At 68.2% G+C, this 21,338-nt stretch carries 21 protein-coding genes and 1 pseudogene; 12 read left to right on the forward strand and 10 right to left on the reverse strand.

What is annotated here, in order from left to right; genetic code table 11:
* Positions 1 to 19: 19 nt before the first annotated feature.
* Both NGR01S_RS22130 and NGR01S_RS22135 read right to left on the reverse strand, forming a co-directional pair.
* Entirely contained in the window at positions 20 to 241 is a 222-nt protein-coding gene (locus NGR01S_RS22130; RefSeq protein WP_169811947.1) for a hypothetical protein, read from the reverse strand.
* The gene (locus tag NGR01S_RS22135) at positions 238 to 582 is read right to left on the reverse strand and encodes an ATP-binding protein (RefSeq protein WP_157107381.1); all 345 of its coding nucleotides are present in this window, start codon (positions 580 to 582) and stop codon (positions 238 to 240) included. Before NGR01S_RS22135 ends, NGR01S_RS22130 begins: the two co-directional genes overlap by 4 nt.
* Positions 583 to 929: 347 nt before the next feature.
* On the opposite strand from NGR01S_RS22135, the gene NGR01S_RS22140 reads away from it, so the two are divergent.
* On the forward strand, positions 930 to 1,478 hold the full coding sequence (locus NGR01S_RS22140; RefSeq protein WP_063039843.1) for a DUF1697 domain-containing protein: 549 nt from the start codon (positions 930 to 932) through the stop codon (positions 1,476 to 1,478).
* Between the two features lie 4 nt (positions 1,479 to 1,482).
* Here the strand turns inward: NGR01S_RS22140 and NGR01S_RS22145 are convergent, their stop codons facing one another.
* Positions 1,483 to 2,232 (reverse strand): acyltransferase, encoded by a 750-nt coding sequence (locus tag NGR01S_RS22145; RefSeq protein WP_063039845.1) that lies wholly within the window; start codon positions 2,230 to 2,232, stop codon positions 1,483 to 1,485.
* 140 nt (positions 2,233 to 2,372) lie between these two features.
* Here NGR01S_RS22145 and NGR01S_RS22150 point away from each other — a divergent pair, with 140 nt between their 5' ends.
* On the forward strand, positions 2,373 to 3,683 hold the full coding sequence (locus tag NGR01S_RS22150) for an outer membrane protein assembly factor BamB family protein (protein WP_245664709.1): 1,311 nt from the start codon (positions 2,373 to 2,375) through the stop codon (positions 3,681 to 3,683).
* A 23-nt stretch (positions 3,684 to 3,706) separates the two neighbouring features.
* Here NGR01S_RS22150 and NGR01S_RS22155 read toward each other — a convergent pair whose 3' ends face one another.
* Genes NGR01S_RS22155 through NGR01S_RS22165 form a run of 3 tightly spaced genes read right to left on the reverse strand, consistent with a single transcriptional unit; the run spans position 3,707 to position 7,277 of the window.
* Positions 3,707 to 4,960 (reverse strand): glycosyltransferase family 4 protein, encoded by a 1,254-nt coding sequence (locus tag NGR01S_RS22155; protein WP_063039847.1) that lies wholly within the window; start codon positions 4,958 to 4,960, stop codon positions 3,707 to 3,709.
* Positions 4,957 to 6,495, reverse strand: coding sequence for a 1,4-alpha-glucan branching protein domain-containing protein (locus NGR01S_RS22160; RefSeq protein ID WP_063039849.1), 1,539 nt, complete (start codon positions 6,493 to 6,495; stop codon positions 4,957 to 4,959). Before NGR01S_RS22160 ends, NGR01S_RS22155 begins: the two co-directional genes overlap by 4 nt.
* On the reverse strand, positions 6,492 to 7,277 hold the full coding sequence (locus tag NGR01S_RS22165) for a class I SAM-dependent methyltransferase (RefSeq protein ID WP_063039851.1): 786 nt from the start codon (positions 7,275 to 7,277) through the stop codon (positions 6,492 to 6,494). Before NGR01S_RS22165 ends, NGR01S_RS22160 begins: the two co-directional genes overlap by 4 nt.
* Positions 7,278 to 7,472: 195 nt before the next feature.
* Between NGR01S_RS22165 and NGR01S_RS22170 the strand changes: the two genes are divergently transcribed.
* The 3 genes from NGR01S_RS22170 (at position 7,473) to gdhA (ending at position 10,865) form a co-directional block, all read left to right on the forward strand.
* Positions 7,473 to 8,258 carry an electron transfer flavoprotein subunit beta/FixA family protein gene (locus NGR01S_RS22170; protein ID WP_063039853.1) on the forward strand — a complete coding sequence of 262 codons (786 nt, stop codon included), beginning with the start codon at positions 7,473 to 7,475 and terminating at the stop codon, positions 8,256 to 8,258.
* Between the two features lie 37 nt (positions 8,259 to 8,295).
* Positions 8,296 to 9,252, forward strand: coding sequence for an electron transfer flavoprotein subunit alpha/FixB family protein (locus NGR01S_RS22175; RefSeq protein ID WP_063039855.1), 957 nt, complete (start codon positions 8,296 to 8,298; stop codon positions 9,250 to 9,252).
* A 263-nt stretch (positions 9,253 to 9,515) separates the two neighbouring features.
* Positions 9,516 to 10,865, forward strand: a complete 1,350-nt coding sequence (gene gdhA / locus NGR01S_RS22180; protein WP_063039857.1) for an NADP-specific glutamate dehydrogenase — start codon at positions 9,516 to 9,518, stop codon at positions 10,863 to 10,865.
* Positions 10,866 to 10,904: 39 nt separating this feature from the next.
* On the opposite strand, the gene NGR01S_RS31785 is transcribed toward gdhA, so the two are convergent.
* Positions 10,905 to 11,246, reverse strand: a complete 342-nt coding sequence (locus NGR01S_RS31785; RefSeq protein ID WP_174551731.1) for a hypothetical protein — start codon at positions 11,244 to 11,246, stop codon at positions 10,905 to 10,907.
* Between NGR01S_RS31785 and NGR01S_RS22190 the strand changes: the two are divergent.
* From NGR01S_RS22190 to NGR01S_RS22200, 3 genes and pseudogenes are all read left to right on the forward strand, one after another.
* Positions 11,173 to 11,430 (forward strand): annotated as a pseudogene (locus tag NGR01S_RS22190) (helix-turn-helix transcriptional regulator); the annotation flags it as partial. The gene NGR01S_RS31785 and the pseudogene NGR01S_RS22190 sit on opposite strands and share 74 nt — an antisense overlap.
* 319 nt (positions 11,431 to 11,749) lie before the next feature.
* Positions 11,750 to 12,259: a hypothetical protein gene (locus NGR01S_RS22195; protein WP_063039863.1), complete on the forward strand. Its 510-nt coding sequence runs from the start codon at positions 11,750 to 11,752 to the stop codon at positions 12,257 to 12,259.
* A 249-nt stretch (positions 12,260 to 12,508) separates the two neighbouring features.
* Entirely contained in the window at positions 12,509 to 13,354 is an 846-nt protein-coding gene (locus NGR01S_RS22200) for an SDR family oxidoreductase (protein ID WP_063039865.1), read from the forward strand.
* A 63-nt stretch (positions 13,355 to 13,417) separates the two neighbouring features.
* Here the strand turns inward: NGR01S_RS22200 and NGR01S_RS22205 are convergent, their stop codons facing one another.
* Both NGR01S_RS22205 and NGR01S_RS22210 read right to left on the reverse strand, forming a co-directional pair.
* Positions 13,418 to 14,095 (reverse strand): response regulator transcription factor, encoded by a 678-nt coding sequence (locus NGR01S_RS22205; RefSeq protein ID WP_063039866.1) that lies wholly within the window; start codon positions 14,093 to 14,095, stop codon positions 13,418 to 13,420.
* Positions 14,096 to 15,280 (reverse strand): sensor histidine kinase, encoded by a 1,185-nt coding sequence (locus tag NGR01S_RS22210; protein ID WP_063039938.1) that lies wholly within the window; start codon positions 15,278 to 15,280, stop codon positions 14,096 to 14,098.
* Between the two features lie 227 nt (positions 15,281 to 15,507).
* On the opposite strand from NGR01S_RS22210, the gene NGR01S_RS22215 reads away from it, so the two are divergent.
* Positions 15,508 to 17,013 (forward strand): alpha/beta hydrolase, encoded by a 1,506-nt coding sequence (locus tag NGR01S_RS22215; protein ID WP_063039869.1) that lies wholly within the window; start codon positions 15,508 to 15,510, stop codon positions 17,011 to 17,013.
* 46 nt (positions 17,014 to 17,059) lie between these two features.
* On the opposite strand, the gene NGR01S_RS22220 is transcribed toward NGR01S_RS22215, so the two are convergent.
* Positions 17,060 to 17,917, reverse strand: a complete 858-nt coding sequence (locus NGR01S_RS22220; protein ID WP_063039940.1) for a LysR family transcriptional regulator — start codon at positions 17,915 to 17,917, stop codon at positions 17,060 to 17,062.
* A 111-nt stretch (positions 17,918 to 18,028) separates the two neighbouring features.
* On the opposite strand from NGR01S_RS22220, the gene NGR01S_RS22225 reads away from it, so the two are divergent.
* The 3 genes from NGR01S_RS22225 to NGR01S_RS22235 all read left to right on the forward strand — a co-directional run bounded on the left by NGR01S_RS22225 (position 18,029) and on the right by NGR01S_RS22235 (position 21,310).
* Positions 18,029 to 19,333 carry an NAD(P)/FAD-dependent oxidoreductase gene (locus NGR01S_RS22225; protein WP_084481578.1) on the forward strand — a complete coding sequence of 435 codons (1,305 nt, stop codon included), beginning with the start codon at positions 18,029 to 18,031 and terminating at the stop codon, positions 19,331 to 19,333.
* Between the two features lie 215 nt (positions 19,334 to 19,548).
* The gene (locus NGR01S_RS22230) at positions 19,549 to 20,376 is read left to right on the forward strand and encodes a GNAT family N-acetyltransferase (protein WP_063039871.1); all 828 of its coding nucleotides are present in this window, start codon (positions 19,549 to 19,551) and stop codon (positions 20,374 to 20,376) included.
* Positions 20,377 to 20,380: 4 nt separating this feature from the next.
* Positions 20,381 to 21,310: a lysophospholipid acyltransferase family protein gene (locus NGR01S_RS22235; protein WP_063039944.1), complete on the forward strand. Its 930-nt coding sequence runs from the start codon at positions 20,381 to 20,383 to the stop codon at positions 21,308 to 21,310.
* Positions 21,311 to 21,338 lie beyond the last annotated feature (28 nt).

Raw genomic sequence — 21,338 nt, forward strand, 5'->3', positions numbered from 1 at the left:
CCGGCGGCGCCGAAACTGGTTACGGAAGTTCGACGTAACGCGGCGGCTCCCCGTCCAGGGCCTCCAGGATCGGAATGGGTTTGTTCGTCGGTAGCCCGTTCTCGTCGAACGAGAGCACCCCGACGGCCCCGCGCACCGCGGTGGCCCCGTGTAGCCGTTTCATGGCCTGTAGCACCTGGTCGGAGTGCACGGTGTTCCCGGCGTAGCCGGCCGCCTGCCGGATCGCCTGGACCGCCGTCACCACCGCGTTGTGTTCCATAACGGCGGCGAAGTCGTCCAGCACAGTTGTGGGAAAGCGATCCGGCCGAACTGGCGACGGTAGTGGCCCAGCTCGAACGCGAGTTCGCCGAACACTTCGCGCGGCGCGCGTTCGCCCTGGCGCAGATCCACATGGGCGAGTGGAAGTTTCGCGCAACGCTGCGCGAGTTCTTGCAACAGAACGGTTTTGCCGCTGCCGGGCGGCCCCACCGCCACCACCACCGGCAGCGATCGGCTCCGGCCCTGCGGCCGCTGGACCAATTGTTCGATCAACCCCCCGGTGATCGGCTCCAGCCCGTGCAATTTCGAGCCTTCTACAGGCATCGCCCCTCCCGGTTCGGCATCGATATCCGGCATATCGATTTCCCGGCACCGCGTGGACGCCCCGGTCATCCCGGCCTGAGCTGGGCAAACCGGTCGAAGATATCGATCGGTACAGCCATCCTGGGCGTACCGGCGCCACCGTCGTGGCCGTGCGCGGAAACAGCCCGACATTTCGATCACCGAGCCGGCGCGCCCGAACCGGGGCAATTACCGTTGGAAGCACCGGAAAGCTGGATGTGAAATGCGAGCGTACGAATTGTCCGCGCGTGATCGAGTAGGTGGCATCGGCGCGCGGTCGCGGGCGCCGGTCGGGCGTGGGTGTCGGAGAGGCGGGGTACGGTCGCGTCATGACGATGTACGCCGCGCTGCTGCGGGGGATCATGCCCAGCAACCCGAATATGAGCAACGAGAAATTGCGCGGCGTGTTCACCGGGCTCGGTTTCGACTCGGTGGCCTCGGTGCTGTCCAGCGGCAATATCGTTTTCGCGACCGAGCAGACCGGGGTCGCCGAACTCGAGGATCGCATCCAGGTGGCGCTGAGCGCCGAACTCGGTATCCCCGGCGGCACGATCATCCGCACCGAGGCCGAACTGTGCGAGCTGCTCGACCGGGACCCGTTCGCCGGTTTCACCCACGGCCGTGGCACCTATCTCACCGCGACCTTCTTCAAGAAGCAGGGTGAAACTCTGCCGGCGATGCCCGCCGACGACGATCCGCTCACGACGATCATCGGCTACGACGCGGCAGCTCGTGTCTTTCTCTCGGTCGTCGACAACAGCACACCGAGGACGCCGAATTTCATGGCGTGGCTCGACCGCGCCTACGGCAAGGACATCACCACGCGCACCTGGCTGACGGTGCAGCGGGTGATCAAGAAGATCGAAGCGGTGAAGTAGCGGCTCACGCCTCCTGCGCGACGCCCTTCTTCTTCCGTTCGATATCGGCCAGCGCCGCCTCCCGCGCCGCCCGCTGGGCCGCGCCGGCCTCCCAGGTGGATTTCCGGTTCTTCACCACCCGCGCCGGTGCGCCGACCGCGATGCTGTAATCCGGGATCTCACCCTTGACCACGGCGTGCGCGCCCAGCACACAGCCGCGGCCGACCCGGGTCTCGCGCAGCACGGTGACCTTGGCCGCGATCCAGGTGTCGGGGCCGATCCGGACCGGGCTCTTTACGATGCCCTGGTCCTTGATCGGCAGCGTGATGTCGTCCATGCGGTGATCGAAGTCGGTGATGTAGCACCAGTCGGCGACCAGGGTCGACTCGCCTATCTCGATGTCGAGGTAGGTGTTGACGACATTGTCCTTGCCGAATACCACCTTGTCGCCGATCCGCAGCGAGCCCTCGTGGCAGCGGATGGCGTTCCCGTCACCGATATGGACCCAGCGCCCGATCTCGAGCCGGCCGAGTTCGGGGGTCGCGTGGATCTCCACATTGCGACCGAGGAACACCATGCCGCGCAGGACCACGTGCGGGTTGGCGAGCCGGAATTTGAACAGCCGGTAATAGCGGACCAGGTACCAGGGTGTGTAGGCCCGGTTGGCCAGCACCCAGCGTAGCGAGTCGAGGGTGAGGAACCGGGCCTGCCGCCGGTCGCGGCGCCGGGAGCCCTGCCAGCGTGAGCGCAGCGGCGCGCCCCACATGCTCGTCACGAACGTCTCTCCTCGTATCCTGTGCTGCCCAGTACTGCCGAACAGCCTACTTTCGTGCTCGGCGACCCCGGCCTATACCCTTCCGTTAATCTTCCACACACGTGGGCCCGGGGAGACAGGACGACAGAGGAGACCAGCAGGTGCGTATCGGCAGCGGCGTACGGACCGTGACCTGGCTTGCGGCGGCGGTGGCCGCCACGGGGGTGCTCACCGCCTGCGGCACCGATGTCGACGACATCACCGTCGGCCGCGGCCTGGGCTGGCCCGCGCCGGGGCACGAGAGCCGCAACAGCGGCACCACCTCGGTGACCGGTTCGCAGGCGCTGAGCCTGCAGTGGTCGCGGCCGGTGGGCGGACCGGTCGCGCAGCCGCCGACGGTGGGGTCGGACGGGCAGATCTTCGTCACCAGCCGCACCGACGCGGAATGCGATATCTTCTCCTACCAGATGCCCACGGGGCGTAAACGCTTCTGCAATCCGCTGGGCCCCAATGCCATCTATTCGCCCACCCTGCTCGACGGCGCGAACAATGTGTACGTCGGTCTCGACAGCGGCGTGGAATCGGATAATCTGCTCGGCCAGCCGCGCTGGCGGACGCCGGTGGCGGGTGTGCCGGTCGGGATGCAGTTCACCGGTGACGGTCATCTGCTGGTGATCACCCAGTCCGGCCAGGTCGATGTGCTGGAGCGGCAGACCGGCAAACGGATGGTTCCCACGCAGCAGTTGCTGCCGCAGCCCGATTTCCTGCAGTCACCGAATCTGGACTGGCCGCCGGCCGGTGCCGGCCTGGAGGACTGCCACACCGGCGGCCCGGACTGCGCGGTCGCCACGGTGGCGGCGATGGATATCGGCACCGGGCGGATCTACGCGACCGTCCGCAAGCCCGGGGAGTCCAAGGCCGCCCTGGTGGCGCTGCGCTATGCCGACGGGAAGGTCGAGCAGGAGTGGAGCCGGGAGATCCTGGCCGGTGGCAGTGCCACCGATCCGGCCTTGTCCGCCGACGGCGCGACGCTCTACGTCGGCGACAACAGCAAACGCCTGATCGCGGTGAACACCGCCGACGGCACCCCGAAATGGGAGGCGCAGCTGGACTGGGAGCCGCGCCGGGGGATCTCGGTCTCCGACGACGGCCTGATCATTCCCGCCGGTGACGACGGCTATCTGCTCGCCCTGCAGGACACCGGCGACAGTTTCGAAAGGGTCTGGGAGCGCAAGGATCTCGCGCTGCGGGGTAACCCGGTGCAGACCGCGGGCGGGATCGGCTACGTCACCGCCGCCATCGGCACCGGACTGAACCTGGTCACCTTCGATACCGGCACCGGTGCCACCCTCGATTCCGATGTCCTGCCGGGAGCTCAGGGCACCACCACCGGCACCGCGGTCGGTGCCGAGGGCGAGGTCGTGGTCGTCACCCGGATCGGAGAGATCTTCGCCTTCGCGGAGAACGACTGATACGTCGACGCCCCCACCGGGTGCTACTTCGGATCCCGTTCCGGGAGCGGGCGTTCCACGATCACCGGGCGGCCGAGTGGATTGCGCACCCGCCGTTTCGCGTCCGAATAGATATCGGCTGTTTCGGCCGCCACCACATCCCAGGCGAAATCGGCGGTCAGCCGCTCCCGTGCGGCGAACGCCCGCTCCTGCGCGGCCACCGGATCGTCGAGTACCGAGATCACCGCGTCCACCAGACCGTGCACATCGGCCGGTTCGAAGGACGCCCCGGTGATCCCATCGATCACGGCTTCACCGAGCCCGCCGGCGGTCGAGGTGACCAGCGGGGTCCCGGCCGCGGCCGCCTCGAGGGCCACGATCCCGAACGGTTCGTAGCGGCTGGGCAGCACGATCGCATCGGCGCCGTGCAGCCAGCCGAGCAGTTCGGTGTGATCGAGCTGCCCGGTGAAGTGCACCGCGCGGGCCACCCGGTGTGTCCGGGCGAGCTGGCGTAGCCATTCGAACTGGGTCCCGACCCCGGCCACGGTGAGGACGGTCCCGGGATGGGCGCGGCGGATACGGGGCAGCGCGGCGATGGCGTCCTGCACGCCCTTCTCGTACTCGAGTCGTCCCACATAGAGCAACCGGGGCGGGTCGCTACGCGGTGAGCGGGTGCGGAATGTCCACGCGGCCACGTCGATTCCGTTCCGGATCACGTGCACCGGGATCCGGTCGGGCCGGTAGAGCCGCTCCACCTCGTCCTTCATCGAGGTGGAGCAGGTGATCAGCGCATCGGATTCATTGGCCAGCCACCACTCCACCGAATGCACCTGCCGGTTGACCCGGCCGGCGACCCAGCCGCTGTGCCGGCCGGCTTCGGTGGCGTGGATCGTCGACACCAGCGGGACGTCGTAGTACTCGGCCAGCGCGATCGCCGGATGGGCGACCAGCCAGTCGTGCGCGTGCACCACATCGGGTGTCCAGCCCTCGCCGATGCCCGGTTTATCGAGTGCGACTCCGGCGCGCACCATCGCATGCCCCATGGCCAGGGTCCAGGCGAGCATATCCTCGCCGAAATCGAAGATCGGTGGGTCTTCGGCGACCGCCACCACCAGCACGCCCTCGGCGATGAACGAATGGGTGGGGTGGGTGGCGGGGCTGGTGCCGGTGGGCCGTCGGGCGAGTACCACCACTTCGTGACCGGCCGCGGCCAGTGATGTCGCCAGGTGATGGACATGTCTGCCCAGCCCGCCGACAACCACCGGTGGGTACTCCCACGACACCATCAAGATTTTCATCGCGGTCCTTCTGCAGGGGTGACGCGTAGCCTACGCGCGTCCAGGGCCGGGAACACGCCGTCGGCCACCGCCCATCCTGCCGCCAGATCGTGTGCCCTACCGAGTTGACCGGCTTCGACCGCCCCGGCGATCTCGCGGACCGCGTGCGCGTGCTGATGGGCCCGATCGCGGGCGTAGCCGGCGGCGGAGTCCTTGCTGACCATGAACGCCCAGTCGCTGGACACGGTCAGGGTCGCTTCGCGCAGCAGTTGGTCGGCGACCGGATCGCGGCCGGTCGGCGCGACGGCACGCATCTTGTCGGCGGTATCCAGCGCGAGCCGGACGATCTCGGCGTTCAGATCCACCAGATCGCGGACCTGATCACCGGCCCAGACCCGCCAGTCCTTCCCGGATCCCCAGGAGGAATCGGTGAGTGGAACCGGGTCCCCGACGAAGCCGCGGTCGCGCGCGTCGGACAGGGTGCCGACGGTGATCCCGGCTTCCGGCAGGGCCCGCAGCACCTGCGCCAGCCACTGCGGGCCCTCGTGCCACCAGTGTCCGTACAGTTCGGTGTCGAATGCGGCGACCACCAGTGCCGGGCGCCCGATCCGTTCCGATTCGGCGATCAGCCGTTCCCGCACCGTCTGCACGAAGTCCTCGACATCGCGGCCGATCTGCGCGGCGGCGAGGTCGGGATCGTAGGGGGCCTTGTCCGGTCCGGCCACGGTTTTCCCGGTGACCCGGGCGGGTTTGAGTCCGGTCGCGTGATCGTAGTGATGGAAATCCCGGTAGGCCCCGTGCCCCGGATAACCTGATTTGGGCGACCACACCCGGTAGCTGACCGTGAGATCGCGGCCGAACGCCAGGACCGGCGATTCGCGCACCGGGCGGCCCAGGGTCGTATCGCCGCGCAGCGCGGGCCCGTCGACCATGAAATGCGTCACACCCGCGTCCGCGTAGCCCTGTTCCATCCCGGGGGTGAACCCGCACTCCGGCGCCCAGATTCCGGCCGGGGTGTGCCCCCAGCGCAGCCGGGCATCGGTGAGGCCCTCGCGGAGCTGGAATTCGCGCAGCCGCTCGTCCAGCAGCGGCTGGAACGGGTGTGCCAGCGGCCCGCCCAGCAGTTCGATGACATCGCCGTCGAGTAGTTGCCGCCAGACCGGTGCGGCCCCGTGCCGCCAGTTCTGCTCGAACTCGGCCAGTGCCGCGGCCGCCAGCCGGTGTTCGTGTGCGCCGAGTGCATGGTTCCCGGCCTTCGCGGCCTCGTCGGCCCGCAACTGCCAATTGCCCATCCAATGGTGCATTCCCGCCAGGCAGTGCGGATCGTCGAGCTGGGCGGCCAGCACCGGGGTGATCCCGAGGGTCAGCAGATGTGACCGGCCCTCGGCGGCCAGGGTGCGCAGGACGTCCACGACCGGGAGGTAGGACGCGGCCCAGGACTGGTAGAGCCATTCCTCGCCGACCGGCCAGCGGCCGTGGTGGGCGAGCCAGGGCAGATGGGAGTGCAGGACCAGCGTGAACTGCCCGGGTACCGTGTCGGTTCGCTTGCCGCTCACGGCTTCACCGCGAGCGCGACGAGATCGAGGCTGGTGTCGATGGCTTCGGGGGCCAGGGTGAAATCGTCGACGGTGATGCCGGCGACGTCGGCGGTGAGTTCGGCGGGCCAGGGTTCACCCGCCAGGGCGCGTTCGATCTGCGCGTCGATGAACGAGCCGCCGTGTTTGGCGTCGAGCGCGCGCAGTGTCGACCCGTGGTGCACGCCGGTCATCAGGTCCACCCGGAAACCGGCCGCTTCGAGGAGTTCGGTGAGTTCGGCCGCGTTCAGCTCGCGGGTGTGGAAGGGGTTGAGCGGGGTATCACGACCGGGTGAGAAAGTGATCCGGTTCGGGGTGCTGATGAGCAGTTCCCCGCCGGGGCGCAGCACTCGCAGACATTCGCGGAGGAACTCGGCCTGGTCCCAAAGGTGTTCGATCACCTGGAAATTGACCACCACGTCCACCGCGGATTCCGGGAGCGGCAGCGCGGCGAGGTTACCGCGGACCATATGGACCGCCGGATAGCGGGTACGTACATGCGCCGCGGCGGTCCGGTCGTAATCCAGGCCCACCACCGCTTTCGCGACCGCGGCGATCATATTCGCGCCGTAGCCTTCGCCCGATCCGGCCTCCAGGACGATCTTGTCCGCGCAGCGCGGCAGCAGCCGGTCGTAGACGATCTCGTGCCGGCGGAACCAGTAGTTCTCCTCCGCGATACCCGGCACCGTGCGCTCGCCGGTCAACGGCAGCGGCTCCGGGGCGTCGTCGGTGGCCGGTGCGGCGGGAAACACAGCCTCGCTCATTGCGACGAGGTTACTGGTACGGCCCGGTACGGGAGACGCCCGGTGGTGCCCCGAAGCAGCTCGACACATAAGTTACCCACGGGTAACTTAACGTAGGGTAATGTCTCGGCCTGAGCTACTCACAGGGACGTACGGCCGCTGGAGATCGTGCGACCGCCAATACAGGTAACCAGAACAGGAGGTCGACGAAGACCGATGCCGAATATCGTCGTACTCATCAAGCAGGTGCCCGATACCTGGTCCGAGCGCAAGCTGACCGACGGTGACTTCACCCTCGACCGTGAAGCCGCCGACGCGGTGCTCGACGAGATCAACGAGCGCGCCGTCGAGGAAGCCCTCCTGATCAAGGAGGCGCAGGGTGGCGAGGTCACCGTGCTGGCCGCCGGCCCCGATCGCGCCACCGAGGCCATCCGCAAGGCCCTGTCCATGGGCGCCGACAAGGCCATCCACATCAACGATCCGGCCATCCACGGCTCCGACGCGGTGCAGACCGCGTGGGTGCTGGCCGGTGCGCTGGGCCAGGTCGAGGGTGTCGAACTCGTGATCGCCGGTAATGAGGCCACCGACGGCCGCGCGGGCGCCGTCCCGGCCATCATCGCCGAGTACCTGGGCATTCCGCAGCTCACCCACCTGCGCAAGCTGACCGTCGACGGCGAGAAGATCACCGGCGAGCGGGAAACCGACGACGGTGTCTTCAAGCTGGAGGCCACGCTGCCGGCCATCGTGAGCGTCACCGAGAAGATCAACGAGCCGCGCTTCCCCTCCTTCAAGGGCATCATGGCCGCGAAGAAGAAGGAAGTGCAGACCTTCACCCTGGAAGATCTGGGCATCGACCCGTCGACCGTGGGTGTCGAGAACGCGGGCAGCAAGGTCACCGCGTCCACCCCGAAGCCGCCGCGTACCGCGGGCGAGAAGATCACCGACGAGGGCGACGGCGGCACCAAGATCGCCCAGTACCTGGTCGGCCAGAAGATCATCTGAGACCCGCACCCGCAGCAACTTCTAGGAGAACAGACAAATGGCAGAAGTACTTGTGCTCGTCGAGCACGCCGAAGGTGCGGTCAAGAAGGTCAGCACCGAACTGCTGAGCGCCGCCGCCGCCCTGGGTGAACCGGCCGCGGTGGTGCTGGGCGCGCCCGGCACCGCGGACAAGCTGTCGGACGCGCTGGCCGCCGCGGGCGCCGCCAAGATCTACGTCGCCGAATCCGATGACGTGGAGAACTACCTGGTCACCCCGAAGGTCGACGTGCTGGCCGGCCTGGTCGAATCCGCGTCCCCGGCCGCCGTTCTGGTCGCCGCCACCGCGGAGGGTAAAGAGGTCTCCGGCCGGCTCGCCGCCCGCATCGGCTCGGGTCTGCTGGTCGATGTCGTCGACGTGAAGGCCGACGGTACGGCCGTGCACAGCATCTTCGGTGGCGCCTTCACCGTCGACGCGCAGGCCACCGGCGATGTACCGGTGATCTCGGTGCGCCCGGGTTCGGTCGAGGCCAAGCCCTCGGCCGGCGCCGGTGAGAAGGTCACCGTCGAGGTCCCCGCGCAGGAAGAAGGCGTCGTCAAGGTCACCAGTCGCGAGCCCGTCGTGGCCGGGGACCGGCCGGAACTCACCGAGGCGAGCATCGTCGTCTCCGGTGGTCGCGGTGTCGGTTCGGCCGACAACTTCTCCGTGGTCGAATCCCTCGCCGATTCGCTCGGCGCGGCCGTCGGCGCCTCCCGTGCCGCGGTCGACTCGGGGTACTACCCGGGCCAGTTCCAGGTCGGTCAGACCGGTAAGACGGTCTCCCCGCAGCTGTACTTCGCCCTGGGTATCTCGGGCGCCATCCAGCACCGGGCCGGTATGCAGACGTCCAAGACCATCATCGCGGTCAACAAGGACGAGGAAGCCCCGATCTTCGAGATCGCCGACTACGGCATCGTGGGCGACCTGTTCAATGTCGCCCCGCAGCTGACCGAAGAGGTCAAGAAGCACAAGGGCTGATTCCGGCGCTTCGCGGGGAACGTCCGGCCGGTACACCGGCCGGACGTTTTCTTTGCGAGGACACCGTGCCGGGCACATACTCCGGTTGCTATCCACCGCCGGTCCACCGGCCACCGTAGCGGCCGATTCCCATGGGCGGTGGAGGCGAGGGCCGCGGCCCGACCGGTCGGCTGCTGGCGGGTCGGGGATAGATTCGAAATAGAGCCCCCCGGACGGATGCGGGGTACAGCCCGGGGACGGATGAGGGAAAGAGGACCGGATCGATGGCCATTCTGGACGAGAAGCTCCACGACATCTATACCGAGGTACTGCAGCGCAACCCTGGTGAGATCGAGTTCCACCAGGCGGTGCACGAGGTGCTGGACAGTCTCGGTCCGGTGGTGGCCAAACATCCCGCCTACACCGACGCCGCCGTGCTGCGCCGCCTGTGCGAGCCGGAGCGCCAGATCATTTTCCGGGTGCCCTGGGTCGACGATATGGGCCGGGTACAGATCAATCGTGGATTCCGGGTCGAATTCAACTCCGCACTCGGACCCTACAAGGGCGGGTTACGGTTCCACCCCAGCGTCTACCTCGGGATCGTCAAATTCCTCGGCTTCGAACAGACTTTCAAGAACTCGCTGACCGGTATGCCGATCGGCGGCGGGAAGGGCGGTTCCGACTTCGATCCGAAGGGCCGCTCCGAGGGCGAGGTGATGCGCTTCTGTCAGGCGTTCATGACCGAGCTCTATCGCCATATCGGGGAATACACCGACGTACCGGCCGGTGATATCGGTGTCGGCGGACGCGAGATCGGTTATCTGTTCGGCCAGTACAAACGCATCACCAACCGCTTCGAATCCGGCGTGCTCACCGGAAAGGGCCTGGCCTGGGGTGGGTCGCGGGTCCGGACCGAGGCCACCGGGTACGGCGTCGTCTTCTTCGTCAATGAGATCCTGCGGGCGCGCGGCGACAGCTTCGAGGGCAAGCGGGTCGTCATCTCCGGTTCCGGCAATGTCGCCATCTACGCGATCGAGAAGGTCGAACAACTCGGCGGCACCGTGGTCGCCTGCTCCGATTCCGGCGGCTACATCGTCGACGAGAAGGGTCTCGACCTCGAGCTCCTCAAAGACGTGAAGGAGCGGCGACGGGCCCGGATCGCGAGCTACGCCGATGAACCCGGGTCATCGGCCGAATTCATCGAAACGGGTTCGGTATGGGAAGTGCCTTGCGATATCGCGCTCCCGTGCGCCACCCAGAACGAGCTCAACGGCCGCGACGCGGTGGCCCTGGCCGACAACGGTGTCACGATCGTCGCCGAGGGTGCGAATATGCCGTGCACTCCGGAAGCCGTACGGGTGTTCGCCGAGCGCGGGATCGTCTTCGCGCCGGGTAAGGCCGCCAATGCGGGTGGTGTGGCGACCAGTGCGCTGGAGATGCAGCAGAACGCCTCCCGGGATTCATGGTCCTTCGAGCACACCGAAGACCGTCTCGCCGAGATCATGCGGGGCGTGCACGACCGCTGTCTGGAGACCGCCGACGAATACGGTTCGCCCGGTGATTACGTCGCCGGTGCGAATATCGCAGGCTTCATCCAGGTCGCGGATGCGATGCTCGCGCTCGGCGTCATCTAGAAAGCACGCCCCACGCGCGGGCGGCCGGTGTCGGCGGCGTCATCCAGGGATTCCCGGATCGGCGCCGCGGCGGGGCCGGTGCCCCCGGTGGCCGGTCCCGCCGGTCGGCGGCAGCGCGAACGCGAGACCGGCGGCGAGTGCCGGGACGACGCAGAGCACGGTCAGCACGGCCTGCGTCCCGTGCCGGTCGGCGATTCCGCCGAGTATCGGCATGAACAGCCCGCCCGCGCTCACCGCGATACCGAGGGTGGCCCGGCCGCGGTCCAGGCGCGGGCCGGAAGGTAGTCCTGTCCCGGCTTGACCAGCGCTGGCGGAACTCGGCCGGCGGACGGGTGCCGGGGAACGCATCCTCACCCGGCTGTTCCGGACCGAGTTCGCCATGACCTATCCGCAGTGGCGGACCCAGCTGCGGCTGCACCTGGCGGTGCGATTGCTCGCCGAGGGGTATTCGGTGACCACGGTGGCCGGTCGCTGCGGCTGGGCCTCGCCCAGCGCTTTCATCGATGTGTACCGGCATGCGTTCGGACGCACCCCGGGTAGTTCACGACGCGGCAGGGATCAATAGTCGGGATTCTCACCGGGTGATATGCGGTCGACGCATAGGAATACGAAAGCCGAAATGCGACCACTTCTACTTCGGTCTATTCCAATTGTGTTGTGATGGAACGGGTTTGCTGTGTCGATACCCCTTTCATCGAGTGCTGTTCCAGGCGGAGAATTGGCTAAGCTGTGCGCGCCGATCGAGGAGGCGGCAGTGCGGAGTGCTCGGTCGGGTCGACCGATCCGGACAATTCAAGAATGGCCGCCGCGGCGGCAGGAAATGGGGAACTGTGCACGGCCGTAAAAGGTTCGGTCCATTACCCGACAGCCGAGTCGTTTCGACAGTGTTCGCGCGGGCGGCGGAATTCCGCACCGCCGGAGCGGCCGATTTCGGTTGTTCCATGCTCGCCGCCGTCGCGGGCCTGGCGGACGCCCACCGGCGCCTGGCCGCGTCGCGGCCGAACTGGGACGATGTGGTGCTCACCTGGATCCCGGGCCGACCCGTACCGGAACTGCCCGGTATGGACCTCGCTGCCGATCCGTTCGCCCGAGCCTGGGAGGACGCGCAGCGGCATCTTCTCGTCATAGACCGGGAGGCGCACCGTGTTCTCGGTACGCCGGGCAGCGGTGCGGTGGAACATCACGAGGGCTTGGGTGCGGTGTTCGGCCGCCTGGCGCATCTATACACGATGTCGTTCGACCGCTACGTCCGGGACGGGCCGGAAGCGGTGCACCGGCGGCAATTGGCGCGGGCGTATCTCTCCTACGAGAGCCTCGCGCGTGAACTGGCCTGCGGGGAGAAGTGCCTGCCACCGCCGCCCGGCGGGTCCGTAGCCGGCTCCAGGGGTCGGTAATAAGGGCGTGACCGGACACCGGCCGCCGACTTCTCGGCAGCGGGCCGGCGCCGACGTCCGAGGAGGTGCCGGAATCGCGCCGCAGCCGGTGTCGGACAGTACTTCTCGTACTCGGCGGTGGCACACGCCCTGCGGTTGCCCCCGCGGCCGCCGAGAGATCACTCCGTGGGCCGATGTGGTGGTGCGGCGCGCGGGCGAAGATGGTGGTGCCGTCCGCCACGGGGGCGGACCGGGCGGAGTGGAGGTTTCATGAAATTGGAAGCCGGGCAGGTCGCTGTCGTCACCGGAGCCGCGAACGGCATCGGCAGGGCGGTGGCCGCCGCGCTGGTCGATCGGGGTCTACGGGTGGTGGTGGCCGACGTCGAGGCCGAGACGCTGGCGCGGACGGCCGCCGAACTCGGTGACCCGGTGCTCGCCGTGCCGACCGACGTCGCCGATATCGATCAGGTCCGGGCCCTCGCCGAGCGGACACTCGCCACCTTCGGCCGGGTGGACCTCGTCGTCAACAACGCGGGCGTGGGTGCGGGTGGGCCGAGCTGGGATATCGCCCCCGCGGAATGGGATCGGGTCTGGTCGGTGAATGTGGGCGGTGTGGTCAACGGTATCCATGTGTTCACGCCGCATCTCATTGCCGGCGGTGGCGGCCATATCGTCAATACCGCTTCGCTGGCCGGGCTGACCGTCGGCCTGTTCGGGGCGCCGTACGCGGCGAGCAAGAGCGCGATCATCTCGATCTCGGAATCGCTGCGCGGCGAACTGGACATCATCGCGCCGCATATCGGGGTGACGGTGGTGTGCCCCGGCCCGGTGGATACGCGGATGTTCCGGGGCCTGGCCGAGATGGCCGCGCCACCCGAGGAGGGGGCGCCGGAGGCGGAGACGCTGCCCGCGGAGGTCTTGGCCGCGCTCGCGCCGATGATGGCGGCCGTGGGCGAGATGGCGAAGGAAATGCTGCCCCCAACGCGGGCCGCCGAGATCGTGCTCGCCGCCGTGGAGGCCGGGAAACTGTACGAGACCACGCATCCGGTGATGGCACACGCCGCGCGGGAACGCATCGAGACGATCCTCGAATCATTCGGTGCCGCTGCGGGATAGCGGTGCGCGATCCTCGAACGACGGCGGCGGGATGACACAGCCCGAGGATGCCCGCTGCCTGGGTCATTGCTCTGCGTCGCGGACCAATAGCGCGATCTGGACCCGATTAGCTACCCCCAGCTTGGTGAACAGATTGCCGGTGCGTGCCTTGACGGTGGCGACGGTGACCTGTAATCGCGCGGCGATCTCCGGGTTGGCCAGACCGTCCGCGATGGCTCGCGCGGTGTCGAGTTCGCGTTCGGACAGGGCAGCCAGTCGTTTCCGCGCGGCGTCGCGGGAGGCGCCGCGGGCTTCGGTGGAACCCGGCCCGGTGGCCGCGGCTATCACCCGCGCCGTGACCGTGGGGGACAGCACGGGGTTGCCGGCTGCGACCGTGCGTATCGCGTCGGCGATCCGGGCGGGCGGGGTGTCCTTGAGAACGAAGCCGAGTGCCCCGGCGCGTAGGGCACCGAGCACCAGCTCGTCGGAGTCGAAGGTGGTCAACATGAGTACCGCCGGCGCGGCCGGTACGGCGCGGAGGTACCGGGTGGTGTCGACGCCGTCGCGGCCGGGCATCCGCACATCCATCAGCACGACATCCGGCCGCTGTTCGTCCACCACCTCGAGCGCGCTGTCCCCGTCGGCGGCCTCCGCGACGACGGTCAGATCCGGCTCGCCGTCGATGACGAGCCGTAGCGCCATCCGCACCAGCTGGTCGTCGTCGACGATGACAACGCGCACCGTGTCCTGTTCACTGTGCACTCATGCTCTTTTCTCGTGCTCGTGCTCCGGCCAGGGAAGTTGCGCGGTGAGAACGTACCCGTTATCGGATGTGCGATGGTGGTCGAGTGTTCCGCCGGCGAGGGTGATTCGTTCGGCGAGGCCGAGGAGACCGAAGCCCGAGGCCGGTGGCCGGGCGACGGGGGTGACGGCCGCCGAATTGCGGACGCTGACGTGCAGTCCGCCGCCGGGCGTCCCCTCTACGGTGATGTGGATCTCCGCAGCAGGGGCGTGTTTCGCGGCGTTGGTGAGTCCTTCCTGAATTACCCGATAGCCGGTCCGTCCCACGGTCTCGGGTGGGATGGCGGTCACCGTGGTGGCGAGTGTGACGTCCAGACCCGACGACCGGGCGTCGGCTACCAGCTCCGAGATCCGGTCCAGAGTGGGTTGCGGTGGTTCGGGGCGGTCGGGGTCGGCGCGAAGGACACCGAGGACGTCGCGGAGTTCTTCCAGCGCTTGGCGGGAACCGTCGGCGATTCCGCGGATCAGTGTGCGCGTCTCCACGGGGGAGAGGTCGGCACGGTGGTCCAGGACGCCGGCTTGCATGGCGACCAGCGAGATCCGGTGCGCGAGCACATCGTGCATTTCGCGGGCGATCCGGTTGCGTTCCGTGGCCTGTGCCTGCGCCGCCCGTGCGGCCTGTTCGCGTTCCGCGCTGTCGGCGCGGTCCCGCAGCCATCGCACTTCGGCGCGGCGGGCGTCGATGGCCACCCCGCTTGCCACCGCGATCCCGGCGCTCAGCACCGGCAGCGCGAGTTGTAACCAGATCGGCGCGGGCACCGTGTCGATCGGGTAGAGGTCTTCGGCGAACTGCGCCGCGGACACATACGCCGCGACGACCACCCCGATCTCGAGCGGACGGCGGCGAGTGGACAGCGAACACAGTGCCAGCAGCGCGGCACCGGTGGCGAGCGCCGACGCCGCCGAAGCGATCGCGACCGCCAGGGCGACGGTGAACGGGAACCGCCGCCGCCACAGCAGCATCGTCAGGCAGCCGAGTGCGATCAGTGGATCACCGGTGACGAACCAGGAACACGTATCGGCCACGCAGCCCGCCGGCAGCGCTGCGGCGACGGAGAACCAGAAGGGGAGGCCGAGTACCGCGGCCGCCGTCAGCCGCCAGGTCTGCTGCCACGCCCCGAGCCGGGCGGCGCCGTCGGTGTCCACCAGGCCATTATCGCGGCACCGACCGGCCGGAAGCAGCAGCCCAGCGGCCGAGGTGTGCTCGACCCGGGTCGAATCGTCGCCTCGACTTTCGTCGAACACGATTGCCGCCGCCGGAGCGATGTGCCGGCGGGGCGGGCTCGGCAGACTCGGTGATGTACCAGCCGGACACGAGCCCCAGCGGACCGTTTGCTCGTGGTCGGCGCCAATTCGTCGGGGAGTAGCAGCGTATGAATCGACAACGGACCCGGAGCCTGAGCCTGCTGGCCGTGCTCGGTCTCACCGGAGCGCTGGTCGGGGCGCCCGTCGTGGCCGCGGACCCGGCCGAAGGCCCCGCAGTACCGGTGCAGTGGGGCGCATGTCCGGAGGGGGTCGAAGATCCCGCGGCCGGGCCGGCCCAGTTGCACTGCGCCACCGTGCCGGTGCCCTTGAACTACAACGAGCCCGAGGGTGCGCAGATCGAGATCATGATCTCCCGGCTGGCGAGTAGAAACCCGGACAAGCGTCGCGGGGTCTTATTGCTCAACCCGGGTGGTCCGGGTGGTTCAGGCTTGGACCAGCCGAAGTTCCTGGCTGCCCAGGGGCTGCCCGCCGATGTGCTGGACAGCTATGACGTGATCGGTATGGATACCCGCGGCGTAGGGCATTCGGCACCGGTGAGCTGCGGTTTCACCGATGATCAGGCGTACTTCGGCAATATCCCGCCGTATGCGGAAAACGATGCTGCGGTCACCGAACGGGCCACGGTCGCCCAGGGAGTCGCCGAGCAGTGCGCGGCCAACGACCACGAGGGCCGGTTGCGGTATGTGTCGACCGCGAATATGGCCCGTGACCTGGACCGGATCCGATCGGCGCTGGGGGAGGACAAGGCCAGCTTCCTCGGTTACTCCTACGGTACTGCGCTCGGTGCCGCCTATGCCTCGATGTTCCCGAAGCAGGCCGACCGCATCGTGCTCGACAGCAATATCGGCGACACCTACCTCGACCACGAGGGGATGCGCCTGTACGGCCTCGGAATGGAAGAGACGTTCCCCGACTTCGCTGCATGGGCCGCCGCCCGCCACGACACCTACGGTCTCGGCCGCACACCGGAAGAGGTGCGGCGGACGTACTTCGCCCTCGCCGAGCGACTGGACGCGAACCCGGTGGACGGGATGGACGGCAGTCTCTTCCGGTTCGGCACCTTCTTCACGCTCTATCGCCCGGCGCTGTACGCGCCGGCGGCCGAGAGCTGGAAATCGCTGCTCGAAACCGGGCGTCCCGGAGCCGCGGGCGGCCGCCCGCCGGGCACCGGCGCACCTTCGCCGAACGATAACGCCTGGTCGGTCTTTCTGGCGGTGACCTGCAACGATGTCGAATGGCCGGCGGATATCCGGACCTACCACCGTGCCGTCGCCGAGGACCGGGAACGGTACCCGCTCTACGGCGCGGCTGCCGCGAACGTCATGCCCTGCGCCTACTGGAAGCTCGGGCCGTCCGAGCCGCCGGTGCGGATCGACAACTCCGGCCCGGCTGATGTGCTGATTGTGCAGAACCAGCGCGACCCGGTCACCCCGCTACGCGGCGGCGAGCTGCTCGACGAGAAGTTCGGTCAGCGTTCCCGGTTGGTCACTGTCGACGGGAGTGGGCACGGGGCCTATGTTCTCGGCGCCAACCCCTGCGCGTCCGACGTCGTCACCAGCTACCTGGTGAACGGCGACATACCCGAACACGACATGACCTGCCGGGCGGGCTAGTGTTCCGCCCCGACACATCCACCGGATTTCAGGCGCGGAACACTGGCTAGGCGCAGTGCAACCCGTCGAGCAGGGAATCGAGGATGGGCGTGCGCCGGGTATCGGCGCGCAGGACAGCGGAGACGGGAATGCGGAGGCGGTGGTCGGCCAGCGGAAGCGCGGCGATGCCCTCGGTGGAGCTGTTGGCGTAGAGAACCGTCCAGGCGTCGGGATGGTTGATGAGCTCCATCGTCGCGGTGTGGTCCGGTGGGATGGGCGGGCCGAAGGTCGGGCCGGTGGGCAGGTCGGCGAAGGCGGTCCGGATGACATTGTGCAGCAGGAACTGCTCGGATTCCGGCGGGAGGAGCAGTGGATAGGCGCTGAGTTCGGCGAGGGTGACATCGGTGCGGCCGGCCAGCGGATGCGCGGGCGCGGTGGCCAGTGTGAGGTCTTCCACCCAGAGTTGTTCGACGACGAGCCCGGCCTGCTGCACACTGCCGCGGATCAGCGCCAGATCGCAGTCGCCGTCCGCGACGGCCGCGACCCGCTGCCGGAACGGTTTGATGACGAATTCGATCTCCGCGCCGGGATGCGCCTCGCGGGTGCCGGCGATGGCCGACAGCGATCGAGTGGCGAACGACATATTCGCCGCGAGCCGGATGCGGGGGCCGGTGGTACGAATGGAGGCGCGGATGGCCGATTCCAGACCTAGCATCTGCTTGGCGAGCGGTAGTAGCCTGGTGCTCGCGTCGGTGGGGACGACCGATCGGGTCGAGCGCTCGAAGAGTTGCACGCCCAGGTCGTGTTCGAGCCGGGCGATCTGGTGGCTGATCGCCGATTGCGAGATGAAGCAGCGGGCCGCCGCCCGGCTGAAACTGAGCTCCTCGCACACCGCGACGTAGTACGTGAGCTGGCGAAGTTCCACCTCGATCTCCATTCATGACCAGAACAGATAAGAGTCATCTCAATTATGCGCCCTGAACCCTGAAATATCTGCCTTCTGGATGACGGTTCCTAATGAGTGAAGGAGGCTGTCATGCACAAGGTCACTGGGATCGGCGCCGGCATCGAGTACGCGGACGTCGTGATCATCGGTTCAGGGTTCGGCGGACTCGCCGCGGCCAAACAACTGGCCAAGGCGGGAGTGAATTATGTCCTGATCTCGAGCACGCCGGAACACCTGTTCCAGCCGCTGCTATATCAGGTCGCCACCGGGGTGTTGGCGTCCGCGGAGATCGCACCCCCGATCGCGAACATCCTGCGCCGGCACAAGGAGGCCGACGTCCGGTTGGGCGAGGTCACCGCCATCGAGCCCGACGCCGCCATCCTGACCTACAGCAACGGCGACGAGGTGCGCCGGATCCGCTACGGATCGCTGATCGCGGCCACCGGGGCGAGCCAGTCGTACTTCGGTCGCGACGACTTCGCCGACAAGACCTACTCACTCAAGACCATCGACGACGCCAAGCTGCTCCGGGCCCAGATCGCGCGGGTGTTCCGGGAAGCGGCCCAGGCCGACGAGGAGACCCGGCGGCGGCTGCTGTCGTTCGTCGTGGTCGGTGCCGGGGCCACCGGTGTGGAGGTCGCGGGACAGCTGAAGGAGCTGGCCAAGCGCTACTACCATGAGGAAGTCTCGGTGACCCTGGTCGAGGGTGCCGGTGCGGTCCTACCGCCGTTCGGCGGCGGGCTGTCGGAGTACGCGAAGAAATCATTGACCCGCAGCGGGGTGGAAGTGCTGCTGGGCACCTTCGTCACCGATATCGAGGACGGGCACGTCACGGTCAAGGACAAAGCGGGCACCGAGCGGCAGATCGACGCCGAGACCATCGTCTGGTCGGCGGGCGTGCAGGCGGGTGGGTTCGCGAAGCTGCTGGCCGAGGTCACCGGCTGCGAGACCGACCGCGCCGGGCGACTGCTGATCAACCCCGACCTCACCGTGGGCGGCTACGCCGATATCTACGCCATCGGCGATATGACCTCACTCAACGGTTACCCGGGCCAGTCGCCGGTGGCCATGCAGGAGGGCCGGCACGCGGCCGACATCATCAGCCGTGACAAGCACCCGGGCACCCCGTTCGTATACTGGGACAAGGGCAGCATGGCGGTGATCAGCCGGTTCAGCGCCGTCACCAAGCTGAACGAGAAGGTCACCTTCCGCGGTGTGTTCGCGTGGTTCATCTGGCTCGCCGTGCACCTCTTCTACCTGGTCGGATTCCGGAACCGGTTCGCCGCGGTCCTGTCGTGGCTGGTGGCGTTCATCGGTACCGGTAGGCCGGGATTCCAGGAAGTGGACCGGCAGCATCTGGAACGGGTGCGCGAACCCGAACGTTTCGTCGCGTAGCGCCGCGCGTGGCGGGCCCGTCCGACGGGCCCGCCACGCGCGTCCGAGTGGCGAACTCCGGGTCGCGACCAATCCAACAGCAGAGCTGTTCACGCGAACATGCGGGTACCGCGCGGTAAACGTTCGATGTGATCTGCGTCTCGTTAACCGAACCGGCATGTGCGCGACATGCCACGGACGCCCGCACGCCGTGTCGGACTGGCCTGCTTGGCATCATGGCTATTACGTCCGTGCCGACGGCTCCGGCTCGACCGGCCGCCGGCGAAAATCACCGGTCCCGATACGCACTGATCGTCTCCTCCGATACCGACCATCGCCTCGCGGCACAGCGGTTGCGGTACAACGTATTCGCCGATGAACCGGGTTTCCGGATCCCCGACAACGGTACGGGGCTGGATGTCGACCGGTTCGACGAACACTGCGACCATATGCTGGTCCGCGACGAGGCCACCGGCGAATTCGTCGGCTGCTACCGGATGTTGCCGCCGGACAACGTCGCCGCCGCCGGCGGGTACTACACCGCCACCGAATTCGATCTCACGAATCTCGACCCGGTGGGTATGCGGATCGTGGAGATGGGCCGGGCCTGTGTGGTCCCCGACCATCGCAACGGTTCGGTGCTCACCCTCATGTGGGCCGGAATCCTCCACTACATCCAGCTCACCGGCTATGACCGGGTGATGGGATGCGCCTCGGTCCCGATGCGGAACAGCCCCGGTGACCCGGCCGGGGTCAATGTGCGCGGCGTCCGCGATTTCCTGCTCGGTAAACACGCCTGCGCTCCCGAGAAGCGCGTACGCCCCTATCGTCCCGTGGTGGTCGACGGAGTGGCGCTGGACGATCTACCCGCCCCCGGCCGCCCCGAATTGCCGCCGCTGTTGGGGGGCTACCTGCGGCTCGGTGCCGAGATCTGCGGGGAGCCCGCGCACGATCCGGATTTCGCCGTGGCGGATTTCGTGGTGTTGCTGGGGCTCGACACCATCAACACCCGGTATCTGGATCGGTTACGCGGTGCGGCCGCGAAGTTCGACGGCGGGCGGTGACGCGATGGAGACCGTCGCGCAGCAGGTGGACCAGGCGCCGGTGGCTCGTGCCGGCCCGCACGCCTGGATGCCGGTGAGCCCGTGCGGAGTCGGTTGTGTGCAGCAGCGCCCCGAGATCGGTATCGCGCGGGCCGGTCTGCGGGCGGCCGGAGCCGTATCGGTGCTGCTCGCCTACCCGTTCGTGCACATCGTCACGCCGGCGTCCCGGCGGTCGGGGGTGCAGCGGCGGTTCGCCCGGACCCTCCTGCGTGCGTGCGGTATCCGGCTGCGGGTGGTGGACCGGCGCACCGGAGCCGCGGCGATCGGGGCGCGCTACGCCCGACCGGGCACCGGAGTGCTCGTTGTCTGCGGGCATATCGGCTGGGCGGATATCGTCGTGCTCGCCTCGGTGCAGCCGCTCGCCTTCGTGGCGCGGGCCGATCTGATCGATTGGCCGGTGCTCGGCGCGCTCGCCCGGGTGATGCGGGTCGTCCCGATCGAGCGGGAGCGCCTGCGCCGCCTGCCGGATGTGGTCGAGCGGGTCGGGCACCGGCTCGCCGCGGGTGAGCGGATCGGATTCTTCCCGGAGGGCACCACCTGGTGTGGCCGGGCCTACGGGTCGCTGCGGCCGGCGCTGTTCCAGGCCGCGGTCGATACCGCGACCCCCGTGCAGCCGGTCCGGCTGCGGTACCTGGATGCGCACGGCCACAGGTCCACCGTTCCCGGTTTCGTCGGGGACGACACCCTGGTCGATTCGATCGTGCGGGTGCTGCGGGCCCGGAACCTGACCGCCGAAGTGGTACTGACGCCGGTGGAACCGGCGGGCGCCGACCGCAAGGAGCTGGCCCGGCGGTGTGAGCGTGCGGTGCGCGCGGAAGAGCTTTCCGACGCCGCGCACGCGGTGCTGGTGGCCGCTGGCCGGCAGCTGACGAAAGCGGCGATCACCACTGTCTGATCCGAGCGGTGCCGGTCGGGTCCACGGA

The sequence above is a fragment of the Nocardia grenadensis NBRC 108939 genome, from assembly GCF_001613445.1.
Lineage (GTDB): Bacteria > Actinomycetota > Actinomycetes > Mycobacteriales > Mycobacteriaceae > Nocardia > Nocardia grenadensis.

What these genes read in the sequence shown, in the direction of transcription:
- NGR01S_RS22140 (WP_063039843.1), top strand. Translation starts at nt 930, where the DNA reads ATGACGATGTACGCCGCGCTGCTGCGGGGGATCATGCCCAGCAACCCG.
- NGR01S_RS22175 (WP_063039855.1), top strand. Translation starts at nt 8,296, where the DNA reads ATGGCAGAAGTACTTGTGCTCGTCGAGCACGCCGAAGGTGCGGTCAAG.
- NGR01S_RS22230 (WP_063039871.1), top strand. Translation starts at nt 19,549, where the DNA reads ATGGCTATTACGTCCGTGCCGACGGCTCCGGCTCGACCGGCCGCCGGC.
- NGR01S_RS22135 (WP_157107381.1), bottom strand. Translation starts at nt 582, where the DNA reads ATGCCTGTAGAAGGCTCGAAATTGCACGGGCTGGAGCCGATCACCGGG.
- NGR01S_RS22165 (WP_063039851.1), bottom strand. Translation starts at nt 7,277, where the DNA reads ATGAGCGAGGCTGTGTTTCCCGCCGCACCGGCCACCGACGACGCCCCG.
- gdhA (WP_063039857.1), top strand. Translation starts at nt 9,516, where the DNA reads ATGGCCATTCTGGACGAGAAGCTCCACGACATCTATACCGAGGTACTG.
- NGR01S_RS22200 (WP_063039865.1), top strand. Translation starts at nt 12,509, where the DNA reads ATGAAATTGGAAGCCGGGCAGGTCGCTGTCGTCACCGGAGCCGCGAAC.
- NGR01S_RS22170 (WP_063039853.1), top strand. Translation starts at nt 7,473, where the DNA reads ATGCCGAATATCGTCGTACTCATCAAGCAGGTGCCCGATACCTGGTCC.
- NGR01S_RS22225 (WP_084481578.1), top strand. Translation starts at nt 18,029, where the DNA reads ATGCACAAGGTCACTGGGATCGGCGCCGGCATCGAGTACGCGGACGTC.
- NGR01S_RS31785 (WP_174551731.1), bottom strand. Translation starts at nt 11,246, where the DNA reads ATGGCGAACTCGGTCCGGAACAGCCGGGTGAGGATGCGTTCCCCGGCA.
- NGR01S_RS22215 (WP_063039869.1), top strand. Translation starts at nt 15,508, where the DNA reads ATGAATCGACAACGGACCCGGAGCCTGAGCCTGCTGGCCGTGCTCGGT.
- NGR01S_RS22235 (WP_063039944.1), top strand. Translation starts at nt 20,381, where the DNA reads ATGGAGACCGTCGCGCAGCAGGTGGACCAGGCGCCGGTGGCTCGTGCC.
- NGR01S_RS22155 (WP_063039847.1), bottom strand. Translation starts at nt 4,960, where the DNA reads ATGAAAATCTTGATGGTGTCGTGGGAGTACCCACCGGTGGTTGTCGGC.